The organism is Streptomyces sp. 3211.6 (assembly GCF_003634815.1).
GTDB classification, from domain to species: Bacteria; Actinomycetota; Actinomycetes; order Streptomycetales; family Streptomycetaceae; genus Streptomyces; species Streptomyces katrae_A.
Genome location: NZ_RBXC01000001.1, coordinates 3874614 through 3896014, shown reverse-complemented (window position 1 = coordinate 3896014; position 21401 = coordinate 3874614). Strand labels below are relative to the sequence as shown.

Genomic DNA, 21401 nt, shown 5'->3' with positions numbered 1-21401 from the left:
GGGCCCGGGCGGGCCCGGACATCATCCCCTCTCAAACCCAGGAGAAGTCGCATGCCGACATCCCAGGCAACAACCAACAGAGCGGCGTTCAGCCGCTTCCACGACACCTTGAACACCGGCGATGTGGAGCTCATCTCGAAGACGATCGACGAGGTCGTCGAACCGGACGTGCTGTTCCACGCGCCGGTGCCGGTGGGTGTGACGGGGGTGCAGGCACTCAAGCAAGTGTGGACAGTGCTCCTTCGCGCGTTCCCCGACCTTCATGTCGCGGTCGAGGACGTGATCGCCGAAGGGGACAAGGTCGTGTTCAGGAACACGGTCACCGGGACCCACCAGGGCGAGTACAGGGGCCTCCCGCCAACCGGAAAGGCCGTCACCTACAGCGAGATCTTCATCTTCCGCTACACGGAAGGCCGGATCGCCGAGATCTGGGGGGTCGTCGACGTCTTCTCGCAGATGCGGCAGCTCGGCGTGATTCCCGGTGGCCCTTCATGACCGAAGTAACGTGGCCCGTGTTGGCGCCCGACGTGGCCGCTGACTGGCACGTGAGGGGTGCAGAGGTCTAGGCAACACAAAAGCCCCAGGCCGCTGACCTGGGGCTTTGTCATGGAGCGGATGACGGGAATCGAACCCGCGCACCCTGACTGGCACGTAGTGGCACGCTCCGTTCACGGCTCACAGGGCTCTTCATCACGGCGGCTACGCCTCGGCCGCGTTTCCGCCGGCGCTGACCAGTCCGGTCTCGTAGGCGACGACGACTGCTTGGGCGCGGTCGCGGAGTCTGAGCTTGGCGAGGATGCGGGCGACATGGGTCTTGACGGTCGCCTCGGACAGGTGGAGCCGGCCGGCGAGTTCGGCGTTGCTCAGTCCTTGGGCGAGCAGGCGCATGACCTCAAGTTCGCGCGGGGTCAGCGCGGCCAGGTCACGGTGGACCGCCGCGGTGGCGGGGTCGCGGCGGGCGAACCGTTCGACGAGGCGGCGGGTGATGGCCGGGGCCAGCAGCGCGTCGCCGATGCGCACCATGCGGACGGCGGCGGCGAGGTGCTCCGGACTGACGTCCTTGAGGAGGAAGCCGCTGGCCCCGGCGGACAGGGCGGCGTAGACGTAGTGGTCGAGGTCGAAGGTGGTCAGGATGATCACTCGTGGACCGTCCGCGTCGGCGGCGACGATGCGCCGCGTGGCCTCCAGGCCGTCCATCTCCGGCATGCGGATGTCCATCAGGACCACATCGGGCCGGGTACGACGTACCGCGTCGACGGCCTCGGCGCCGTTGCTCGCCTCGGCGACCACCTCCATGCCCTCGGACGTCAGGATCATCCTGAAACCGGCGCGCACCAGCGCCAGGTCGTCAGCGACCACCACGCGCAGCGACCCGGTCACGAGGCCTCCAGGGGTATCAGTGCTCTGACACGGTAGCCGCCCCGAGGGCGAGGCCCGGTGTGGAGGGTCCCGCCGTAGACGGCGAGGCGCTCGCGCAGGCCGATCAGTCCGCGACCGTTCCCGGAGGAGGCGGAGGCGCTCGGGCGGCCGCCGGTGTCGGTGACCTCGACGCGCAGGTGGTCGACGCTGAATTCGACGATCACTTCCGCGGTCGCACCACTCGCGTGCTTCACGGTGTTCGTCAACGCCTCCTGGACCACCCGGTAGGCAGCAAGTTCGAGGCCGGGCGGCACGGGGCGCAGCTGCCCGGCCACGGTCAGCTCGACCGGCATCCCGGACTGCCGTACTCCATGGACCAGGGCTTCCAGCCGGTTCAGGCCCGGCTGCGGTGTGAGGTCCGACGCCCAGGCCGCGTCGGGGCCGTCGTCCATCGTGAGCAGCCCCATGACATGGCGCAGTTCGGTCATCGCGCTCCGGCCGCCGGTCTCGACCGCGAGGAGCGCTTCGCGGGCCTGGTCGGGGGCGGCGTCCATGATCTTGCGGGCAGCGCCGGCCTGGATGACCATCACGCTGACGTTGTGCGTCACCACGTCGTGCAGTTCGCGGGCGATGCGGGCGCGCTCGTGCTCGATCGCGCGGTTCAGCGCCTCGACCTGCCCGTGTTCCAGAGTGGACATCCTTGCGCGTCCTTCGTCGACCCGGCGTCTCCACATGCGGATCTCGTAGGCCGCCGCGAAGACCGGCACCAGGACCAGGACCGCGACGACACCGTTCGGGAAGTGGGGCAGCTTCGCGTCCGTGAACAGCACCACCAGAACGGCGGCCGCCACCGGCAGGCTCACGAGTGTCGGCACCCGGTGAGGGCAGTAGGCCGCGGCGCTGTAGGCGGCGACGACGCAGACGACACCACCTGCCCAGAAGGCGATGTCCGGAGAGTTGTGCCTGATCAACGGGGTCAGCGCCATCACGGTCCACAGCACCGCCAGCGGAAACCGGCGGCGGAGTGCCAGGGGCGCCGGGGCGAGCGGCACGAGGAGTACCGTGCCGGTCCAGTCGACTGTCCCTGCCACATCCATGGCCGTGATGTAGCGGACGCCGATGAGGGAGAGGAGCAGCGCGAGCACCGCGTCGAATGCCCGGCTACGCCGAGCAAGGCGCGGCAGGCGCCCGGTGTGACGCGTTATCCGACGGGTCAGTTCTCGAAGTCGGTCCGCTCTCGGCACGTTCAACACCAGGCGATTGTTGCCGACCACCCGTCCTGGTACATCCCCCTGGTCGGTCTACCTGGTACATCCCTCGGCTACATCGCAAGGATGACACCAGGCGACCTCATCCCAGCGCGGTACGGGAAATGCCTCCTCCGAGCGAGGTGCCTGTCCGGGGCGCACTCCTAGTTTCGAACCGGTCAGTCCGGCAAGCGAGGGAGACGATGATGACCACGCCCGTGATCGAGCTGAGCGGTGTCAGCCGCCGCTACGACGAGGGGCCTGCGGCCCTGGACGACGTGTCGCTGACCGTGCGGGCCGGGGAGTCCGTGGCGATCCTCGGACCGTCCGGCAGCGGCAAGTCCACGATGCTCAACCTGATCGCCGGCCTGGACCGGCCGACCGCGGGGACCGTCACGGTGGACGGCGTGCGCGTGGACGAGTTGGGCGAGGCCGGGTCGGCGCGATACCGGCGGGCCAAGGTCGGCATGGTCTTCCAGTTCTTCAACCTGCTCGACGACCTGACGGTGGCCGACAACGTCCGGCTCCCGGCCGAGCTGGCGGGGATGGACCGTGGCGAGGCGCGCCGGCGTGCGGCGGAGCTGCTGGACACGCTCGGCATCGGCCGGCACACCCAGGCCTACCCGGGGCGGCTGTCCGGCGGCGAGCGCCAGCGGGTGGCGGTGGCCAGGGCTCTGATGAACCGTCCGGCGCTGCTGCTGGCCGACGAGCCCACCGGGGCGCTGGACTCCAATTCCGGTGACGACGTCAAGGCTCTGCTCAACGAGCTGCACGCCGACGGCCAGACGATTGTGACGGTCACCCACGACCTGACGCTGGCGCAGGCGTGCGCGACGCGCACAGTCAGGATTGTCGACGGCCGGATCGTCGCCGACATCCCGATCGCGGCGACCCGATGAGCGGCCTGGGCAAGGTCGTGCGATCAGGCGTCCGGCGCCGGAAGGTCCAGACTCTCGTGACCGGGCTGGCCACGATGATGGCCGTGACCGCGTCCGTGCTCGGGGGGTCGCTGCTGGTGGCCTCCACGGGACCCTTCGACCAGGCTTTCGCCAGGCAGCACGGCGCGCACCTCACCGCGCAGTTCGACGCGAGCAGGATCACTGCCGCGCAGCTTTCGGCCTCCGCGCACGCCGCCGGTGTCACTGCGGCCTCCGGACCGTTCCAGACCGCGACGATCAACCCGCAAGGCGGCTCGGACCTCGAAATCCCCACCGGTATGAGCCTGCCGCCGATGACGGTCGTCGGCCGCGCCGATCCCGGCGGACCCGTCGACGACGTCACGCTGCTCCAGGGAACGTGGGTGTCCGGCCCCGGCCAGGTCGTGTTGTCCACCGGCTACGACATCCCGATCAAGCGGGTGGGCACGACCTTGCGGTTCCCCGAGCTTCCCGGCGCTCCGACGCTGACCGTGGTGGGCTTCGCCCGGTCCGTCAGCCAGACCGCCGGTGCCTGGGTGGCGCCGTCCGAGATCGCCTCGCTCACGGCTCCCGGCGCGGCCGGCGGCTACCAGATGCTCTACCGCTTCGCCGCGGCGGGCACCGCCGCCCAGATCGAGGCCGACCGCGCCGCGGTGATGTCCGCGACTCCTGCCGGAGCCTTGGCCGGCGTGCAGTCCTGGCTCAACACCAGACAGGGCACCGACCGGAACACCGCGCTCTTCGTGCCCTTCCTCATCGCCTTCGGCCTGCTCGGCGTACTCATGTCGGTGCTCATCGTCGGCAACGTCGTCGCCGGTGCGGTCGGCACGGGGACGCGACGGATCGGCATCCTCAAGGCTCTCGGGTTCACCCCAGCTCAGGTCGTGCGTTCGTACATGGGCCAGGCCCTGATCCCGGCGGCGGCCGGCACCGCGATCGGTGCTGTCGCGGGCAACGCCCTGGCCGTCCCGGTGCTGTCCACGACCGCGCAGGTCTACGGCACGACGACCGCGGGCGTCGCCCCATGGGTCGACTTCGCGGTGATCGCTGGCGCTCTGGGCATGGTGACCCTCACCGCGTGGGCGGCCGCGTTGCGGGCCGGACGGCTGCGCACCGTCGACGCGCTCGCCGTCGGGCGGACCCCGCGTACCGGCCGCGGCCGGCGCGCTGCCCGGCTGACGGCGCGGCTCCCGCTGCCGCGGCCGGTCAGCCTCGGCCTGGCCCAGCCCTTCGCCCGTCCCGCGCGCGCGGCCGGGATGATCGCGGCGATCGTCTTCGGCGCCGCCGCCACCACCTTCGCCGTCGGCATGGCGTCGTCACTGAGCTGGGTGCAGACCGCCAAGCACCACGACACCGCCGACGTCGTCATCCACACCTTCAGTCCTCCGCCTGCACCCGGCCCCGGACGTCCCGGACCTCCGGCCGTGACACCGGCCACGACCGACCCTGCCGCCATCACCGCGGCGGTCAACGCCCAAGCCGGAACCCAGGATTACTACGGCACCGCAAACACGGAGCTGACCGTCGCGGGGGTGTCCGGATCCACCACCGTCTCCACCTTCACCGGCGACTCCACCTGGGCCGGCTACAAGATGGTCTCGGGACGCTGGTTCCACGGCCCCGGCGAGGCCGTCGCGCCGTCGACCTTCATGACCGCCACCGCCACCCGGATCGGGGACGCCGTCACGCTGCACGACCACGGCAAGGCGATCCCGGTCCGGATCGTCGGCGAGGTCTTCGACCCCCACACCCAGACCAACGAGGTCCTCACCGATGCAGCGACGCTCACCGCCGCTGAGCCTGACCTGCACCCTGCGAGCTACTACATCAAGGTGAAGCCCGGCACGAACGTGGCCGGCTACGTCGACACCCTCAACACCTCGCTGACGCCGCTGGGCGTCTCCGCCGTGACCGACCGGGCCGAAGGGTCGAGCGACGTGATCCTCGCCCTCGACACGCTGACCGCCATCCTCACACTGATGCTTGTGACCGTCGCAGGCCTGGGCGTGCTCAACACCGTCGTCCTCGAAACCCGCGAACGGGTCCGCGACATCGGCGTCGCCAAGGCACTGGGCATGACACCCCGCCAGACCATCTCCATGATCCTCGCGGCGGCCGCCGTTGTCGGCCTCATCGGCGGCGCCCTCGGTCTGCCGGCCGGCCTGGCCCTCCATGCGGTGATCGTGCCCGCCATGGGCCGCAGCTCCGGCCTCGATTTCCCCGCCTCGGCCATCAACGTCTACCCGGCGTCAGAACTCATCCTGCTCGGCCTCGGCGGCCTGCTCATCGCCGTCCCCGGCGCGCTCATGCCCGCCACCTGGGCCGCTCGGACCCGAACCGTCACGGCGCTGCGCACCGAGTAGCTCAGCGGAACTACCGTTTTGTGGAAACGAATTCGCGCGCGCGGGGATGTGCGCTCACGGGCCCGTCCCCACCACAGTGCGGGAAACGCTGGTTGAGACGGGCGTCCACTGTGCTGTACGCCAGCACCTGGGTAGTCGCCTCCACCCGGTGACCGGGGTGCTGTGCGAGTACTTCCTGTGCGAGTACCTGGCAGGCGAGGCCGCCAACGCCGACGCCGTAGAGAACGCGGACGTCATGTCGGTTCCGAAAACTCACTCACCCGGTTCATCCCCGTCGATACGATCTTCCCACCCATCCTGGCCGTCCTGGAGGAGCAGACGTGACGCAGCAGAACGCTGACGAGCGACCGGGCATCGCCGCGGCCATCGTGGTGCACGAGGGCCGCGTGCTCATGGTGCGGCGTCGGGTCAGCGAGGGCCAGCTCTCCTGGCAGTTCCCGGCCGGCGAGGTCGAGCCCAACGAAGCCCGCGAGGACGCCGCCGTACGGGAGACCCAGGAGGAGACGGGTCTCACCGTGAAGGCGGTGAAGCTGCTCGGCGAGCGGATCCATCCGGCCACCAGCCGCCTGATGTCGTACACCGCCTGTGAGGTGGTCGGCGGTGACGCACACGTGGCGGACACTGACGAGCTGGCCGAACTTGCGTGGGTTGCCCACGCTGAGATCCCGCAGTACGTCCCGTACGGCCTGTTCGAGCCGGTACAACAGCACCTTGACGCGGCCCTGGACCGCTGACGAAAGTCGGAGAACACAATGCTCGAACGGGTTCGCGCCGTCCTCGTCACCGCTGACGACACGATGCTGGTCATCCGCCGCACCAAGCCAGGAATCCCCGAGTACTGGGTGCTTCCTGGTGGTGGCGTCGAAGCCAGCGACGAGTCCAGAGAAGCCGCCCTCCACCGGGAGATCCACGAGGAAATCGCCGGGAAGGCCGACATCGTCCGCCTCCTCCACACGATGGAGTCGGACGAGGAGCGGCAGCTCTTCTACCTCGCCCGCGTCAAGACGTGGTCGTTCGAGGACCGCACCGGCCCCGAGTTCAGCGCCGAGGGCCGGGGCGCGTACGCGCTGGAAGAGGTCCCGCTGACCTTGGAGGGGCTCGACGGCATCGACTTCAAGCCCGAGGAGATCGTCCACGTCCTGAGGGGTGCCATCAGCGCCGGGACCCTCGCCCCATCCAGTCACTGAACGAACCAGGCGTTCTTTCGGGCAACACGGGCTTTGGCCCCTGGAGGGACATGGCCGTGGGGTCAGTGGTGGCGGCGGCCAGCGGGCTACCGCCCGATTCGGCGAGCGCTTGCGTCGGGGTGCGGACCTATCCCCGGCTGCGGTCCTCCCTCGGTCGCTGCGTGGCGGACCGGTGCCCCCTGGCTCCGGTCCGCCACGCCACCCCAGGGGCGGCACCGGCCGAGACGCGCTTCCCCGACGGGGTGGAGTGTCTTGGCCGATAACTTGCTCCGCCTGGAACGAGGTGAGCGGTTCCGGCTGCCGTCGGTCGTTGGCGACGAGGGTGTGCTGATCGTGCGTCGTACGAGCCTTCGGATGTGGGCAGGGCGGGAGACCACCGCGGCGCCCCGCCTCTTCGGGTGTCCGCAGGTCGGGAGGTCCTTCTTGGCCCTTTCGAGGAGGTCCTTGCCGGCGCCCAGGCCCTTGGCGCGAACTGCCTCTTCCATGCGGCGGCGCGAGACTCTCCCCCCACGGCCCAGCGGAGCGGTGCGCCCGATCTCGACTACTTGCTCGTAGGTGGCCCCCAGCTGCCCGGAGCGTTCGGCGGTCGGCTTCGCGGGCTCAGCCACTTGCTCGAATGGCGGCTGAGCCACATCTTCGTCCGGCTGCGGTTTGGGCGCGGTGACGGAGCCACGTCCGGGCCGTGGGCGCACGGGCGAGGTGATCCTCACAAGGGTCACGGCAACAACCTGACGCCCCGTTAGGGAAGTTATGGCATGCGAATGGCACGCAGGCCGGGATAGGTCTAGACAACAAACAAGCCCCAGGTCTGTGACCTGGGGCTTTGTCATGGAGCGGATGACGGGAATCGAACCCGCGCTATAAGCTTGGGAAGCTCATGTTCTACCATTAAACTACATCCGCGCAGAGGGCCCAGTTGCCTGGATCCCTACCGTTGCACACTGTACCCCATGATCGACCCCCGGTGAATCCGCCCGCGGGGTCGCCGTCTTTCGTGTGGGGCACCAGGCGTCACGCGGGCGGGAGTTGGGGCGTACCTTTGGGGTGCGGAGCGGCGGCTGGAGTGGGTCTCGTTCATCCCCTAATGTGGCGATTCATCGCAGTACGGCTCGTTGGGGAAAGGGACTCGATGGAGCGCACAGTCGTCCGTTGTGCCGAAGGGCACGTTTTCAGCACCGCCTCCTTCCCGCTGCAGCACCTCGGTGCCGGCCGGATCGGACCGGGGCGGCTGCTGCGGTGTCCGCGGTGCGCGCGGCTGAGGCACGCGGTGCCCGTGGGCGGCGTCAAGCGGTAGGGCCGTCACGCACGGCTTCCGGGCGCGCGGGCCCGCTCTCGATTGGGGGCGGCCCGCGCGCTCTGCGTATCCTCGGGACGTGCTTCTCTCCGACAAAGACATCCGGGCCGAGATCGACAGCGGACGGGTTCGCATTGACCCGTTCGACGAGTCGATGGTGCAGCCCTCCAGCATCGACGTACGCCTCGACCGGTTCTTCCGGGTCTTCGAGAATCACCGCTACGCGCACATCGACCCCGCCATCGAGCAGCCCGACCTGACCCGCATGGTCGAGCCGGAGGGGGACGAGGCCTTCATCCTGCACCCGGGTGAGTTCGTCCTCGCCTCGACGTACGAGGTCATCTCGCTGCCCGAGGACATCGCCTCCAGACTGGAGGGGAAGTCCAGCCTGGGCCGCCTGGGTCTGGTGACGCATTCGACGGCCGGGTTCATCGACCCCGGGTTCTCGGGCCACGTGACCCTGGAGCTGTCGAACCTCGCCACCCTGCCGATCAAGCTCTGGCCGGGCATGAAGATCGGGCAGCTGTGCATGTTCCGCCTCAGCTCGCCCGCGGAGTTCCCTTACGGCAGCGAGCGGTACGGCTCCCGGTACCAGGGGCAGCGCGGGCCGACCGCCTCGCGCTCCTTCCAGAACTTCCACCGCACCCAGGTGAGGCACGAGGCATGAGCGAAGTACGCGAGACCCTGACCTACGAGGCGTTCGGCAACGCCATCCGCGAGCTGGCGCAGGCCGTCGCCGCCGACGGCTACGAGCCGGACATCATCCTCAGCATCGCCCGGGGCGGGGTGTTCGTCGCCGGGGGTCTGGCCTACGCGCTGGACTGCAAGAACATCCACCTCGTGAACGTCGAGTTCTACACCGGCGTGGGCACCACGCTGGAGATGCCGGTCATGCTGGCGCCCGTGCCCGAGGCGATCGACTTCACCGACAAGAAGGTCCTCATCGCAGATGACGTGGCCGACACCGGGAAGACGCTCAAGCTCGTCCACGACTTCTGCCTGGGCCATGTCGCCGAGGTCCGCTCCGCGGTGATCTACGAGAAGTCGCACTCGCTCGTGAAGTGCGAGTACGTGTGGAAGAAGACCGACGACTGGATCGAGTTCCCGTGGTCCACGGAGCCGCCGGTGGTCAAGCGCGAGGGGCAGATCCTCGACGCCTGAGCCGGGTGGGCAAGGGGAAGGGCCCGCCGCGCTGGTGCGCGGCGGGCCCTTCCGTGTGTGCGGGGCGCTCCGTCAGAGCGTGCCGAGCTTGATCATCGACAGCAGGGCGACCAGCTGGATCGCGGACGCGCCCAGCGCCTTCTGCCAGGGCAGGTCGTGCGACTTGCTGACCATCGAGGTGAAGAGCGCCCCGGCAGCCAGCCAGGTCACCCACCCCAGGACCTGGACGACCATGTTGTCGCCGCTGAGGAACACCGCCACCAGCAGGCGCGGAGCGTCCGTGATGGACATGACCAGCATCGACAGGCCCACGGTCGGCTGCCACGCCCCGTCGCCGCCCAGCTGGCGCGCCAGGGTGTGCGTGACGGCGCCCAGGATGAGGCCGCAGAGGACGAAGGCCACGCCGGTGCTCAGGACGATCGGGATCAGCTGGGTGAGGGTCGCCTTGATCGCGTCCTCGCGGGCCTTGTCGAAGCCGAAGACGGCGAGCATGCCGTAGACGAAGGTCACGGTGAGGGCCGGACCCCAGACGGCGTAGTCGCGCATCTGCAGGAACGTCGGCCCGGGCCGCAGCACGATGCCGCGCAGCAGGTCCTTCCAGTGCAGGCGCGGCCCGGCCGGGGCGGGGGCCGCGGTGCCCGCGTGGTAGGTCGCCGCCTGGCTGTACGGGTCCTCGCCGACGGAGAAGGCCTGGGTGTGGCCCGGGTTGTCCGCGTACGAGGGCTCGTGCGGGGCGGCGTGGTGCGGGTGCTGGCCGTGGTGGCCGCCGTGGGCGCCGCCGCCGTACGGGTCGAAGTACTCCGGCTCCCCGTGGCCGCCGGTGCTCCCGCCCGGCTGCGGCCAGTGCTGCTGGGGTGGCGGGCCGCCGGCGGGCGGGTACGGCTGATGGCCGTACGGTGCCTGCGCCTGCGCCTGGGGCGCCTGCTGCTGACCGTACGGCTGCTGCCGCGGGGCGTGCGGGGGTTGTTGCGGGGGGCGGTTGTCGTCCCGGCCCCGTCCGATCCTGAATCCAGCCACGTGATCGAAAGTACCTGCTCGCGGGAGCGGCCGGGGCCGGGCCGGTGGAAACGGGGCCTTTGCGGCTGAGCTGTGACATCCCCTAGGGGCCCCTAGGGGGGAGTGCGGGTGGGTGGTTTACGGGGCCGTGTGGTGTTTTGGTGGTGTTCGTTACATTGCCTACGGATTGCGTATGGGTGGGGCTCGTAGGTTCGAAGTGTCCTCGAGCGCTGAGAGCCGTGTCTCCGAGCAAGGAAAGAGCCCCCCCGCCATGCGTCGCACCACTGTTTCCACCTCCACCCCCCTCCGTACCGCCGTCGTCCTGACCGGCGCCGCCGCCGTGCTGGCGCTGCCCGTGGGGTCCGCCTTCGCCGACTCGCCGGAGGGGCCGGAGCCGCAGGTGCTGCCGGGGGTGGAGCGGCCGGCTGTGGAGCAGCCGGCCGCGGATCCGAAGCCGGAGGTGGCTCCCAAGCCTTCGGTGGCTCCCAAGCCCAAGGTGGATCCGAAGCCGCAGGTCGATCCGACGGTGGAGCCGAAGCCCTCCACTTCGCCTGGGCCGGCGGCCGGGAAGCGGGTGTACGTCACCACCGTGAAGCTGGCCGACGGGTCGGTGGCGAAGGTCTACAAGGTCGGCGGCGGTCACTTCGAGGCGGACGTCCTCGTGGGTGGCACCAAGCTGGACACCCTGGTCAGCAAGGGCGGCAAGCCGGCGTACGGGCAGAACAACGGCCTGCACGTCGTCCTGCACCCGAACGGCACCGTGACCTCGTGGACCGAGGGCGGCGATCCGAAGCCGAAGCCGAAGCCCAAGCCGAAGCCGACGGATGAGGTCCGCAAGGGCGCTCCGGTACGGATCACCATGCCGGACGGGCGGATCGCGAAGCTGATCGACCGCGGCCCCATGGACAAGCGCGTCGAGATCTCCATGCCGAACGGGAACGTCCTCGGCAGCATCGACCTGAAGAACCCGAGCGTCGTGAACGACGGCTGGACGTACAAGCTCGTCCGGGACGGGGACCGGGTGAAGTTCGTCGTCATCGACGGCAAGGGCGGAGGGGGCAGCTGGGTGTACGACTTCGCCACCGGGAAGCTGATCGAGCGGTACGAGGCCGAGAAGCGCGGGCGGGTCGTCCCGAAGGGCGGGGTGAAGGCGGGGGCCGAGGGGGTTGCGAAGCCGGAGGCGGACACGCCGGTGCTGCTGGCCGCGGGTGGGGGGATGGCCGCGATCGGCGCGGCGGGGCTGGGCTTCGCGGTCCTCCGCGACCGCCCGCGCGGCTGACCGCCGCCGCGCTCCTGGGTGAACGGCGACGGCCGGCCCCCGAGAAGGGGACCGGCCGTCTCTTCGGTCGTACCGGCGGTCGGTGCTACTTGGCGCCGTGGGCCTTCGCCGCGGATTCCGGCGCGGCGTCCTCGGCCGTCACGTCCGCCTTGGTGTCGGCCTCGGCCGTCACCTTCGCGTCGGTGTCCGCCTCGGCCTGACCCTCGGCCTTGGCGTCGGCCTCGGCGTCGGGCTGACCCTCGGCCTTGGCGTCGGCATCGGTCGCGGGCTCTGCCTCCGGCTGTGCGGCCGCCGGCTCGTCCTTGACCTCGGTGGGCGCCTCGGCGGTGGGCTCCGCCGGAGCCTCGGCCTTCGCGTCCGCCGCCGCGGGGGCCTCGGTCTCGGGCTTCGTGTCCGCCGCCTCGGGGGCTTCCGCCTTCTCCTCCGCTACGGGAGCGTTCTCGGCGTCCTCGGTCGCGGCGTCGGCGTCCGGGGTCGTCTCAGCCTCAGCCTCGGCCACAGCCTTAGCCTCCGGCTCGGCCTCCGCCTTGGCGTCGGCGTCTGCGTCGGCCGCAGCCTCCGGCTCGGCCTTGGCCTCTTCCGGGGTGTCTGCGTCGGCCGCAGCCTTTGCCTCCGGCTCGGCCGCAGCCTCGGTCTCGGCCCCCGCGTCCGCCTTCGCCTCGGCCTCCGCCTTGGCCTTCGCGTCAGCCGCGGCCTTTGCCTCAGCCTCCGCCTCCGCGTCAGCCGCAGCCTTTGCCTCGGCCGCGGCCTTCGCCTCCGCCTCCGCGGCGGCCTTCGCCTCCGCCTCGGCCGCGGCCTTCGCCTCCGCCTCCGCGGCGGCCTCCGCCTCCGCGGCGGCCAGTTCTTCCTCCGTCGGTTCCGGGGTCTTCACCGACTCCAGCAGGAGCTGGGCGACGTCGACGACCTGGACGGATTCCTTCGCCTGGCCGTCGTTCTTCTTGCCGTTGACGGAGTCGGTGAGCATGACCAGGCAGAACGGGCAGGCGGTCGAGACGATGTCCGGGTTGAGGGACAGGGCCTCGTCGACGCGCTCGTTGTTGATGCGCTTGCCGATCCGCTCTTCCATCCACATCCGCGCGCCGCCCGCGCCGCAGCAGAAGCCGCGTTCCTTGTGGCGGTGCATCTCCTGCTGGCGCAGGCCCGGGACCGCGGACATGATCTCGCGCGGCGGGGTGTAGACCTTGTTGTGGCGGCCCAGGTAGCAGGGGTCGTGGTAGGTGATCAGGCCCTCGACCGGGGTGACCGGGGTGAGGCGGCCCTCGTCGATGAGGTGCTGGAGCAGCTGGGTGTGGTGGATGACCTCGTACTCGCCGCCCAGCTGCGGGTACTCGTTGGCGATGGTGTTGAAGCAGTGCGGGCAGGTCGAGACGATCCGCTTGGCCGACTTCGGCTTCTTCGTCGCCGGGTCCTCGTCGTCCTCGCCGAAGGCCATGTTGAGCATGGCGACGTTCTCCTGGCCCAGCTGCTGGAACAGCGGCTCGTTGCCCAGGCGGCGCGGGGAGTCACCGGTGCACTTCTCCTCGCCGCCCATGATCGCGAACTTCACGCCCGCGATGTTCAGGAGCTCGGCGAAGGCCTTCGTGGTCTTCTTCGCGCGGTCTTCGAGGGCGCCCGCGCAGCCGACCCAGTACAGGTAGTCGAACTCCGAGAGGTCCTCGGCGTCCTTGCCGATGATCGGGACCTCGAAGTCGACCTCCTTGGTCCATTCCACCCGCTGCTTCTTGGCCAGGCCCCAGGGGTTGCCCTTCTTCTCCAGGTTCTTGAGCATCGTGCCCGCCTCGGACGGGAACGCGGACTCGATCATCACCTGGTAGCGGCGCATGTCGACGATGTGGTCGATGTGCTCGATGTCGACGGGGCACTGCTCCACGCACGCCCCGCAGGTGGTGCAGGACCACAGCACGTCGGGGTCGATGACGCCGTTCTCCTCGGCGGTGCCGATCAGCGGCCGCTCGGCCTCCGCGAGGGCGGTGGCGGGGACACCGGCGAGCTGCTCGGCGGTGGCCTTCTCCTCGCCCTCCATGGTCTTGCCGCCGCCCGCGAGCAGGTACGGGGCCTTGGCGTGCGCGTGGTCGCGCAGCGACATGATCAGCAGCTTGGGGGAGAGGGGCTTGCCGGTGTTCCAGGCCGGGCACTGCGACTGGCAGCGGCCGCACTCGGTGCAGGTGGAGAAGTCGAGGATGCCCTTCCAGGAGAACTGCTCGACCTGGGAGACGCCGAAGACGTCGTCCTCGCCCGGGTCCTCGAAGTCGATCTCCTTGCCGCCGCTCGTCATCGGCTGGAGGGCGCCGAGCGCCGTCGCGCCGTCGGCGTTCCGCTTGAACCAGATGTTCGGGAAGCCGAGGAAGCGGTGCCAGGCCACACCCATGTTGGTGTTGAGCGAGACGGTGATCATCCAGATGAACGACACGCTGATCTTCACCATCGCGGTGAAGTAGATGGCGTTCTGCATGCCGGAGGCGGAGAGCGCCTTGAAGGCCAGGACCAGCGGGTACGAGGCGAAGTACGCCGGCTCGTACGCGTCCACCCCGTGGATCGCGCCCTCCAGGCCGCGCAGGCACAGGATCGCGATGCCGATGGTGAGGATGACCCACTCGACGAAGTACGCCTGCCAGGCCTTCGAGCCCGCGAAGCGCGACTTGCGACCGGCCCGCGAGGGAAGGTTGAGCAGGCGGATGACCATCAGGACGGCGATGCCGAGGACCGTCATCACGCCGATGAACTCGGTGTAGAGCTCGAACGGCAGCCAGTCACCGACGATCGGCAGCAGCCAGTCGGCCTGGAAGAGCTGGCCGAAGGCCTGCACCAGGGTCGGCGGGAGGGTCAGGAAGCCGATCGCGACGAACCAGTGGGCGAAGCCGACGATGCCCCAGCGGTTCATCCGGGTGTGGCCGAGGAACTCCCTGACCAGGGTGATCGTTCGTTCCTTCGGCCGGTCGGTGCGGCTGCCCGCCGGTACGGGTTGGCCGAGCTTCACGAACCGGTAGATCTGCGCCACGGCTCGGGCGAGCAGCGCGACGCCGACCACGGTCAGGACCAGCGACACGATGATCGCGGCGAGTTGCATGGGAGGGCTCCTCGGGCGGGACTTACTAAGCGGTAACTTATTGAGTCAAGGCTTGAGGTTACCCATTTCCCGCGCCGCACTGTAGGTGAGTGAGCGGTGATCTGTGTCGCTCAGGCACGCCTCTGTTCGTAGGCGGCCCGAGGGGTCTTCGCGAGGATCGCGAGGTCCATCCCCAGCCAGTGGCTCTCCACATAGTGCCGGTCCAGCAGGGGCATCTCCTCCCAGGGGAGGTCGGAACGTGCGCTGACCTGCCACAATCCGGTCATTCCGGGGCGTACGAGCAGGCGTTCGGGGTGCTCCGTACGGGTCTCGGGGCGCGGCCCGACCAGCGACATCTCGCCACGCAGCACGTTCAGCAGCTGGGGCAGCCCGTCCAGGGCGCACCGCCGTACCCAGGCCCCGGGGCGGCCGGCCCCCTCGGTGCGCAGCCGCCAGGTGCGGAAGGGGCGGCCGGCCAGACCGAGCGCGGGCTCCCGTACGAGGACGCCCGCGCGGGTGGCCCCGTACAGGGCGGTTGCCGCCAGGAGGAGCAGGGCCGCGCACAGCAGGGTCAGGGGGACCGCGCCGATCAGGTCGCACACCCGCTTGGCCGGGGGCCTGGCCGGCCAGTGCATCCGGATCCGGCTCCGGAGCGACCACGGCCGGGCGGGCCGGGCGGGCCGGGCGGCCCAGCCGGACCAGGGAGCCCGGGCGGGCCGGGCGTACCGGGCGAGCCGGGCGGCCCGGGCGGGCAGGGGCGGCATCAGAGGCATGCCAGGCACGCTGCCGGACGCCCGCCGCGAGCCGGGCGCGCCGCGCGGCCGGGCCCCGCACCGGGACCCGTTCGGGTGCCGCGCCGCGGCCGGGGGCTCTGCCCCGGAACCCCCGCGCCTCAAACGCCGGCGGGGCTGGATTCTGCAGCGCCGGGTCGCGCGTGCGCGACGCCGTCCCGCGGATTTCAGCCCCGCCGGCGCTTGAGGCGACGGGCGCGCAGCGCCCCGTAAGCGGGGAACCTGAGCGTAAGCTCCGCCTAAAGGTTGAGCCCCCTCGACTCACCTCTGTTGACGCAGGCGCGGCGGTGCGGCATCCTTGAGTCTGTTCCACTCAAGTCAGCTGGAGGAATCGAAATGGCACGTGCGGTCGGCATCGACCTGGGCACCACTAACTCCGTCGTCAGCGTTCTCGAAGGCGGCGAGCCCACCGTCATCACCAACGCCGAGGGTGCCAGGACCACGCCGTCCGTCGTCGCCTTCGCCAAGAACGGCGAGGTCCTCGTCGGCGAGGTGGCCAAGCGCCAGGCGGTCACGAACGTGGACCGGACCATCCGCTCCGTCAAGCGCCACATGGGCACTGACTGGAAGATCAACCTGGATGGCAAGGACTTCAACCCGCAGCAGATGAGCGCCTTCATCCTGCAGAAGCTGAAGCGCGACGCCGAGGCGTACCTGGGCGAGAAGGTCACGGACGCGGTCATCACCGTCCCGGCCTACTTCAACGACTCCGAGCGCCAGGCGACGAAGGAGGCCGGCGAGATCGCCGGTCTGAACGTCCTGCGCATCGTCAACGAGCCGACGGCCGCCGCCCTGGCCTACGGTCTCGACAAGGACGACCAGACCATTCTCGTCTTCGACCTCGGCGGCGGCACCTTCGACGTGTCCCTCCTCGAGATCGGCGACGGTGTCGTCGAGGTGAAGGCCACCAACGGTGACAACCACCTCGGTGGTGACGACTGGGACCAGCGCGTCGTCGACTACCTCGTGAAGCAGTTCCAGAACGGCCACGGCGTCGACCTGTCCAAGGACAAGATGGCGCTCCAGCGTCTGCGCGAGGCCGCCGAGAAGGCGAAGATCGAGCTGTCGTCCTCCACCGAGACGACCATCAACCTGCCGTACATCACGGCCTCCGCCGAGGGCCCGCTGCACCTGGACGAGAAGCTCACGCGCTCGCAGTTCCAGCAGCTCACCGCGGACCTGCTCGACCGCTGCAAGACCCCGTTCCACAACGTCATCAAGGACGCCGGCATCAGCCTGTCCGAGATCGACCACGTGGTCCTGGTCGGCGGCTCCACCCGCATGCCGGCCGTCGCCGAGCTCGTCAAGGAGCTCACCGGCGGTCAGGACGCCAACAAGGGCGTCAACCCGGACGAGGTCGTCGCCATCGGCGCCACCCTCCAGGCCGGTGTCCTCAAGGGTGAGGTCAAGGACGTCCTGCTCCTCGACGTGACCCCGCTGTCCCTCGGCATCGAGACCAAGGGCGGCATCATGACCAAGCTCATCGAGCGCAACACGACCATCCCGACCAAGCGGTCGGAGATCTTCACGACGGCCGAGGACAACCAGCCGTCCGTGCAGATCCAGGTCTACCAGGGCGAGCGCGAGATCGCGGCGTACAACAAGAAGCTCGGCATGTTCGAGCTGACGGGTCTGCCGCCGGCCCCGCGTGGCGTCCCGCAGATCGAGGTCTCCTTCGACATCGACGCGAACGGCATCATGCACGTCACGGCCAAGGACCTCGGCACGGGCAAGGAGCAGAAGATGACCGTCACCGGCGGCTCCTCGCTCGGCAAGGACGAGGTCGACCGCATGCGCCAGGAGGCCGAGCAGTACGCGGAGGAAGACCACCGCCGCCGCGAGGCCGCCGAGTCCCGCAACCAGGGCGAGCAGCTCGTCTACCAGACGGAGAAGTTCCTCGCGGACAACGCGGAGAAGGTCCCGGCCGAGGTCAAGACCGAGGTCGAGACGGCCGTCACCGAGCTGAAGGAGAAGCTCAAGGGCGACGACACCGCCGAGATCCGCACCGCCACGGAGAAGCTCGCCGCGGTCAGCCAGAAGCTGGGCCAGGCCATCTACGCCGACGCGCAGGCCGCCCAGGCCGCCGGCGGTGCCGGTGACGCGGGCCACGCCAAGGCCGACGACGACGTCGTGGACGCCGAGATCGTCGACGAGGACAAGCCGAAGGGCGGCCAGGCCTGATGTCGGAGGAGACCCCGGGCTTCGACGAGAAGCCCGAAGTCCCCACCGGCGCCGACGACGCCGAGCCGAAGGCCGCCGACTCCTCCAAGGAGAAGGAGGCGGCCCCGGCCGGGGACGCAGCTCAAGGTCCTGGGCAGGAAACGGCCCTCCTGGCGCAGCTGGACCAGGCCCGTACCGCACTCAGCGAGCGCACCGCGGACCTCCAGCGGCTCCAGGCCGAGTACCAGAACTACCGGCGCCGCGTGGAGCGGGACCGGGTCGCCGTCAAGGAGATCGCGGTCGCGAACCTGCTGTCGGAGCTCCTTCCCACCCTGGACGACATCGGCCGGGCCCGGGAACACGGCGAGGTGGTGGGCGGTTTCAAGTCCGTCGCCGAGTCGCTGGAGACGGCCGCCGCCAAGATGGGGCTGCAGCAGTTCGGCAAGGAGGGCGAGCCCTTCGACCCGACGATCCACGAGGCCCTGATGCACTCGTACGCGCCGGACGTCACCGAGACGACCTGCGTGGCGATCCTGCAGCCGGGGTACCGGATCGGCGAGCGTACGATCCGCCCCGCGCGGGTGGCGGTGGCCGAACCCCAGCCGGGCGCGGCTCCCGCCGGGAAGTCCGAGTCCGCCGACGGCGACACGCCGTCCGACAAGGACACGGATGCCCCCGACAAGGGCTGACGCACACCATGTAGGCAGGCGGGAGGAGGGACACCGGGGATGAGCACGAAGGACTTCGTCGAGAAGGACTACTACAAGGTCCTCGGTGTCCCGAAGGACGCCACCGAGGCCGAGATCAAGAAGGCGTACCGGAAGCTCGCCCGCGAGTTCCACCCGGACGCCAACAAGGGCGACGCCTCGGCCGAGGCGCGCTTCAAGGAGATCTCCGAGGCGAACGACGTCCTCGGCGACGCCAAGAAGCGCAAGGAGTACGACGAGGCCCGCGCCCTGTTCGGCAACGGGGGCTTCCGCCCCGGTCCGGGCGGGGGCGGCTCGTTCAACTTCGACCTGGGCGACCTCTTCGGGGGCACCCAGGGCGCCGGCCAGGGCGGCTTCGGCGGTGGCCTGGGCGACGTCTTCGGCGGCCTGTTCAACCGCGGCGCCGGCGCCGGTGCGGGCACCCGCACCCAGCCGCGCCGCGGCCAGGACATCGAGTCCGAGGTCACGCTCTCCTTCACGGAGGCCGTGGACGGGGCGACGGTCCCACTGCGGATGTCCTCGCAGGCCCCCTGCAAGGCCTGCTCGGGCACCGGCGACAAGAACGGCACGCCCCGGGTGTGCCCGACCTGCGTCGGCACCGGACAGGTCTCGCGCGGCAGCGGCGGCGGCTTCTCGCTGACCGACCCCTGTGCGGACTGCAAGGGCCGCGGCCTGATCGCGGAGAACCCCTGCGAGGTCTGCAAGGGCAGCGGGCGCGCCAAGTCCTCCCGGACCATGCAGGTCCGGATCCCGGCGGGCGTCTCCGACGGCCAGCGGATCCGGCTGCGCGGCAAGGGAGCCCCGGGCGAGCGCGGCGGCCCGGCGGGCGACCTCTACGTCGTCGTGCACGTGGGCACGCACCCGGTCTTCGGCCGCAAGGGCGACAACCTCACGGTGACCGTGCCCGTCACGATCGCCGAGGCGGCACTCGGCGCCGACATCAAGGTCCCGACCCTGGGCGGCCCGGCGGTGACGCTGAAGCTGCCCCCGGGCACCCCGACCGGCCGCACGATGCGGGCCCGCGGCAAGGGCGCGGTCCGCAAGGACGGCACCCGCGGCGACCTGCTCGTCACGGTCGAGGTCGCGGTACCGGTGGAACTGTCCGACAAGGCCCGCGAGGCCCTGGAGATGTTCCGGGACGCCACCGGGTCGGAGGACCCGCGTGCCCTGCTGTTCGAGTCCGCGAAGGGAGCTTGACATGGAAGGCCGCCGACGACAGTCCCGTTTCGGTGACGGGGCGTACCAGTTGACCGACGAGACCCCGGTCTACGTGATCTCGGTGGCCGCCCAGCTCTCGGGACTCCACCCGCAGACCCTCCGCCAGTACGACCGCCTCGGCCTGGTCTCCCCGGACCGCACGGCCGGGCGCGGCCGGCGCTACTCGGCCCGGGACATCGAACTGCTCCGCACGGTGCAGCAGCTGTCCCAGGACGAGGGCATCAACCTGGCGGGCATCAAGCGGATCATCGAGCTGGAGAACCAGGTGGCCGCGCTCCAGCAGCGCGTCGCCGAGCTGTCCGCCGCGGTGGACGGCGCTGCCGCGGCCCTCCAGGCCCGTGAGGCCGCGGTGCACGCCTCGTACCGCCGCGACCTGGTGCCGTACCAGCCGCCGCAGCCGGGCAGCGCCCTGGTCGTCTGGCGTCCCAAGCGCCCGATGGACTGACGCCGGGCCCGCACCGGCCGGCGCGGTCGGTGCGACTCGCCGAAGGCCCCGTCCAGGCCCCTCAGGGGCCCGGACGGGGCCTTCGGCATATCCCCCGCCCTTTCCCCTCAGCCGGGCCCCGCAAGGCCCTCGGCGGGCCCCTGGCAGCCCGGGGCGGGCGCCGTCCCGCCCTCGTCGTGGAGGATGCCGGAGCGGGCGATGAGGTAGCCCAGCTGGGCCCTGCTGCCGCTGCCGAGGGCGGTGGCCAGCTTCGCGATGTGCGCGCGGCAGGTGCGTACGTTCATCCCCAGCCGGCGGGCGATCGCCTCGTCCACGTGCCCCTCGATGAGGAGCTGGGCGATGGAACGCTGGACGCCCGATATGCCGTCGGGCATGTGCGTGTAGGTGACCTCGTCGCTCAGCGGCACGGCCCGCCGCCACAGCTGCTCGAACACCTTGATCAGGTAGTCGACGAGCCCGGGGTGGCGCAGCTCCAGCGCCACGCGGCGGTCGTCGCTGGCCGGGATGAAGGCCACGGTCCGGTCGAACACTATGAGCCGTTCGATCAGCTCCTCGAGGGTGCGGATCTCCACCTTGCCCGTCGAGATGCGGTCCACGTAGGCGAGCGTTCCCTGGCTGTGCCGGGCCGTGTGCTGGTAGAGCGTGCGGATGCTCACCCCCCGGTCGATCAGCGGGGCGTCGCGCTCCAGGGCCTCGCTGAGGGCGTAGGAGGGCCGTGCGCCGCCGGGCTGGACCGTCAGCATCTCCGTGTGGCACTCGGCCGTGGCCAGGTCGAGGGCGGCGTTGATCTGGTCGAAGCCCTCCAGCACCGTGATGGCGTGGGTGTTGGCGGGGTTCTGCGCGCTGATGGTGAGGAACGGCTCGAATGCATCGGTGAGATCGACGGCGGTGCGCCGCCGTTCCTGGATTTCGCGCTCCAGCGGCTGCAGCCGCTGGGCGAGGGCGACGGACGGTGGAACTGCGCGGAGCTGGTTCGCGTCATCCGGGTCGGGCCGCAGGAGTGCGAATTCGAGCAGGCAGGGGGCGTTTGCCACTTCGCTGCGGGGGATGCGGCCGGTGCTGAGCGCCGCCGCGTACAGTCGTGCACCTTCGTCGCACAGTGATGTGACGGGGTGGGGATGTGTCGGGTTTGTGTCGCTTATGGGCAAATCTCCACCCCCCAGGGTCCTGAACATGCAAGAACATGATGCATCGTCCCTGTGGCCGTAACGTGCCTGAATGAGCCATGGTC

Annotated in this window: 17 protein-coding genes, 1 tRNA gene and 2 pseudogenes; 13 read left to right on the top strand and 7 right to left on the bottom strand. The window is 70.2% G+C overall.

Annotated elements, in window-relative coordinates; all coding sequences use genetic code 11:
- The first annotated feature begins 51 nt into the window (after positions 1–51).
- A complete protein-coding gene (locus tag BX286_RS17875; RefSeq protein WP_079428350.1) occupies positions 52–495 on the top strand; it encodes an ester cyclase in 444 nt (147 codons plus the stop codon).
- Positions 496–699: 204 nt separating this feature from the next.
- On the opposite strand, the gene BX286_RS17870 is transcribed toward BX286_RS17875, so the two are convergent.
- Entirely contained in the window at positions 700–1380 is a 681-nt protein-coding gene (locus tag BX286_RS17870) for a response regulator transcription factor (protein ID WP_121015479.1), read from the bottom strand.
- Positions 1377–2504, bottom strand: a complete 1128-nt coding sequence (locus tag BX286_RS17865; RefSeq protein WP_315974742.1) for a sensor histidine kinase — start codon at positions 2502–2504, stop codon at positions 1377–1379. The genes BX286_RS17870 and BX286_RS17865 overlap by 4 nt, the downstream gene beginning before the upstream one ends.
- A gap of 308 nt (positions 2505–2812) precedes the next feature.
- Here BX286_RS17865 and BX286_RS17860 point away from each other — a divergent pair, with 308 nt between their 5' ends.
- The 5 genes and pseudogenes from BX286_RS17860 to BX286_RS17840 all read left to right on the top strand — a co-directional run bounded on the left by BX286_RS17860 (position 2813) and on the right by BX286_RS17840 (position 7073).
- Positions 2813–3505: an ABC transporter ATP-binding protein gene (locus BX286_RS17860; protein WP_121015475.1), complete on the top strand. Its 693-nt coding sequence runs from the start codon at positions 2813–2815 to the stop codon at positions 3503–3505.
- Complete coding sequence (locus BX286_RS17855; protein WP_121015473.1) at positions 3502–5886, top strand: FtsX-like permease family protein; 2385 nt, start codon at positions 3502–3504, stop codon at positions 5884–5886. Before BX286_RS17860 ends, BX286_RS17855 begins: the two co-directional genes overlap by 4 nt.
- Before the next feature lie 70 nt (positions 5887–5956).
- Positions 5957–6210: pseudogene (locus BX286_RS37455) on the top strand (NUDIX hydrolase); the annotation flags it as partial.
- On the top strand, positions 6207–6620 hold the full coding sequence (locus BX286_RS17845) for an NUDIX hydrolase (protein ID WP_121015471.1): 414 nt from the start codon (positions 6207–6209) through the stop codon (positions 6618–6620). The pseudogene BX286_RS37455 and the gene BX286_RS17845, both read left to right, overlap by 4 nt.
- 18 nt (positions 6621–6638) lie before the next feature.
- Positions 6639–7073: an NUDIX domain-containing protein gene (locus BX286_RS17840; RefSeq protein WP_121015469.1), complete on the top strand. Its 435-nt coding sequence runs from the start codon at positions 6639–6641 to the stop codon at positions 7071–7073.
- Between the two features lie 829 nt (positions 7074–7902).
- Here the strand turns inward: BX286_RS17840 and BX286_RS17835 are convergent.
- Positions 7903–7976, bottom strand: a tRNA-Gly gene (locus BX286_RS17835).
- 470 nt (positions 7977–8446) lie between these two features.
- Between BX286_RS17835 and dcd the strand changes: the two genes are divergently transcribed.
- Positions 8447–9034 carry a dCTP deaminase gene (gene dcd / locus BX286_RS17825; protein ID WP_007265045.1) on the top strand — a complete coding sequence of 196 codons (588 nt, stop codon included), beginning with the start codon at positions 8447–8449 and terminating at the stop codon, positions 9032–9034.
- Positions 9031–9528: a phosphoribosyltransferase gene (locus BX286_RS17820; RefSeq protein ID WP_079428312.1), complete on the top strand. Its 498-nt coding sequence runs from the start codon at positions 9031–9033 to the stop codon at positions 9526–9528. The genes dcd and BX286_RS17820 overlap by 4 nt, the downstream gene beginning before the upstream one ends.
- A gap of 72 nt (positions 9529–9600) precedes the next feature.
- Here BX286_RS17820 and BX286_RS17815 read toward each other — a convergent pair whose 3' ends face one another.
- Entirely contained in the window at positions 9601–10545 is a 945-nt protein-coding gene (locus BX286_RS17815) for a Yip1 family protein (RefSeq protein ID WP_121015467.1), read from the bottom strand.
- A gap of 250 nt (positions 10546–10795) precedes the next feature.
- On the opposite strand from BX286_RS17815, the gene BX286_RS36620 reads away from it, so the two are divergent.
- A complete protein-coding gene (locus BX286_RS36620) occupies positions 10796–11803 on the top strand; it encodes a hypothetical protein (RefSeq protein WP_121015465.1) in 1008 nt (335 codons plus the stop codon).
- Between the two features lie 820 nt (positions 11804–12623).
- On the opposite strand, the pseudogene BX286_RS17800 reads toward BX286_RS36620, so the two are convergent.
- Positions 12624–14870 (bottom strand): annotated as a pseudogene (locus BX286_RS17800) (heterodisulfide reductase-related iron-sulfur binding cluster); the annotation flags it as partial.
- A gap of 110 nt (positions 14871–14980) precedes the next feature.
- A complete protein-coding gene (locus BX286_RS17795; protein WP_315974740.1) occupies positions 14981–15622 on the bottom strand; it encodes a sugar transferase in 642 nt (213 codons plus the stop codon).
- Between the two features lie 354 nt (positions 15623–15976).
- On the opposite strand from BX286_RS17795, the gene dnaK reads away from it, so the two are divergent.
- From dnaK to BX286_RS17775, 4 genes are read left to right on the top strand one after another with little or no spacing between them, the layout of a single operon-like run.
- The gene (dnaK, locus tag BX286_RS17790; protein ID WP_079428305.1) at positions 15977–17821 is read left to right on the top strand and encodes a molecular chaperone DnaK; all 1845 of its coding nucleotides are present in this window, start codon (positions 15977–15979) and stop codon (positions 17819–17821) included.
- Complete coding sequence (gene grpE, locus BX286_RS17785; RefSeq protein ID WP_079428302.1) at positions 17821–18489, top strand: nucleotide exchange factor GrpE; 669 nt, start codon at positions 17821–17823, stop codon at positions 18487–18489. Before dnaK ends, grpE begins: the two co-directional genes overlap by 1 nt.
- A 39-nt stretch (positions 18490–18528) precedes the next feature.
- Positions 18529–19704 (top strand): molecular chaperone DnaJ, encoded by a 1176-nt coding sequence (dnaJ, locus tag BX286_RS17780; RefSeq protein ID WP_079428300.1) that lies wholly within the window; start codon positions 18529–18531, stop codon positions 19702–19704.
- A 1-nt stretch (position 19705) separates the two neighbouring features.
- Positions 19706–20170, top strand: coding sequence for a heat shock protein transcriptional repressor HspR (locus BX286_RS17775; RefSeq protein WP_079428299.1), 465 nt, complete (start codon positions 19706–19708; stop codon positions 20168–20170).
- A gap of 107 nt (positions 20171–20277) precedes the next feature.
- Here BX286_RS17775 and BX286_RS17770 read toward each other — a convergent pair whose 3' ends face one another.
- Positions 20278–21345, bottom strand: a complete 1068-nt coding sequence (locus tag BX286_RS17770) for a helix-turn-helix transcriptional regulator (protein ID WP_100863384.1) — start codon at positions 21343–21345, stop codon at positions 20278–20280.
- Positions 21346–21401 lie beyond the last annotated feature (56 nt).

What these genes read in the sequence shown, in the direction of transcription:
- dnaK (WP_079428305.1), top strand. Translation starts at nt 15,977, where the DNA reads ATGGCACGTGCGGTCGGCATCGACCTGGGCACCACTAACTCCGTCGTC.
- dnaJ (WP_079428300.1), top strand. Translation starts at nt 18,529, where the DNA reads ATGAGCACGAAGGACTTCGTCGAGAAGGACTACTACAAGGTCCTCGGT.
- BX286_RS17840 (WP_121015469.1), top strand. Translation starts at nt 6,639, where the DNA reads ATGCTCGAACGGGTTCGCGCCGTCCTCGTCACCGCTGACGACACGATG.
- BX286_RS17875 (WP_079428350.1), top strand. Translation starts at nt 52, where the DNA reads ATGCCGACATCCCAGGCAACAACCAACAGAGCGGCGTTCAGCCGCTTC.
- BX286_RS17855 (WP_121015473.1), top strand. Translation starts at nt 3,502, where the DNA reads ATGAGCGGCCTGGGCAAGGTCGTGCGATCAGGCGTCCGGCGCCGGAAG.
- grpE (WP_079428302.1), top strand. Translation starts at nt 17,821, where the DNA reads ATGTCGGAGGAGACCCCGGGCTTCGACGAGAAGCCCGAAGTCCCCACC.
- BX286_RS17775 (WP_079428299.1), top strand. Translation starts at nt 19,706, where the DNA reads ATGGAAGGCCGCCGACGACAGTCCCGTTTCGGTGACGGGGCGTACCAG.
- BX286_RS36620 (WP_121015465.1), top strand. Translation starts at nt 10,796, where the DNA reads ATGCGTCGCACCACTGTTTCCACCTCCACCCCCCTCCGTACCGCCGTC.
- BX286_RS17770 (WP_100863384.1), bottom strand. Translation starts at nt 21,345, where the DNA reads ATGTTCAGGACCCTGGGGGGTGGAGATTTGCCCATAAGCGACACAAAC.
- BX286_RS17820 (WP_079428312.1), top strand. Translation starts at nt 9,031, where the DNA reads ATGAGCGAAGTACGCGAGACCCTGACCTACGAGGCGTTCGGCAACGCC.
- BX286_RS17860 (WP_121015475.1), top strand. Translation starts at nt 2,813, where the DNA reads ATGACCACGCCCGTGATCGAGCTGAGCGGTGTCAGCCGCCGCTACGAC.
- BX286_RS17795 (WP_315974740.1), bottom strand. Translation starts at nt 15,622, where the DNA reads ATGCCTCTGATGCCGCCCCTGCCCGCCCGGGCCGCCCGGCTCGCCCGG.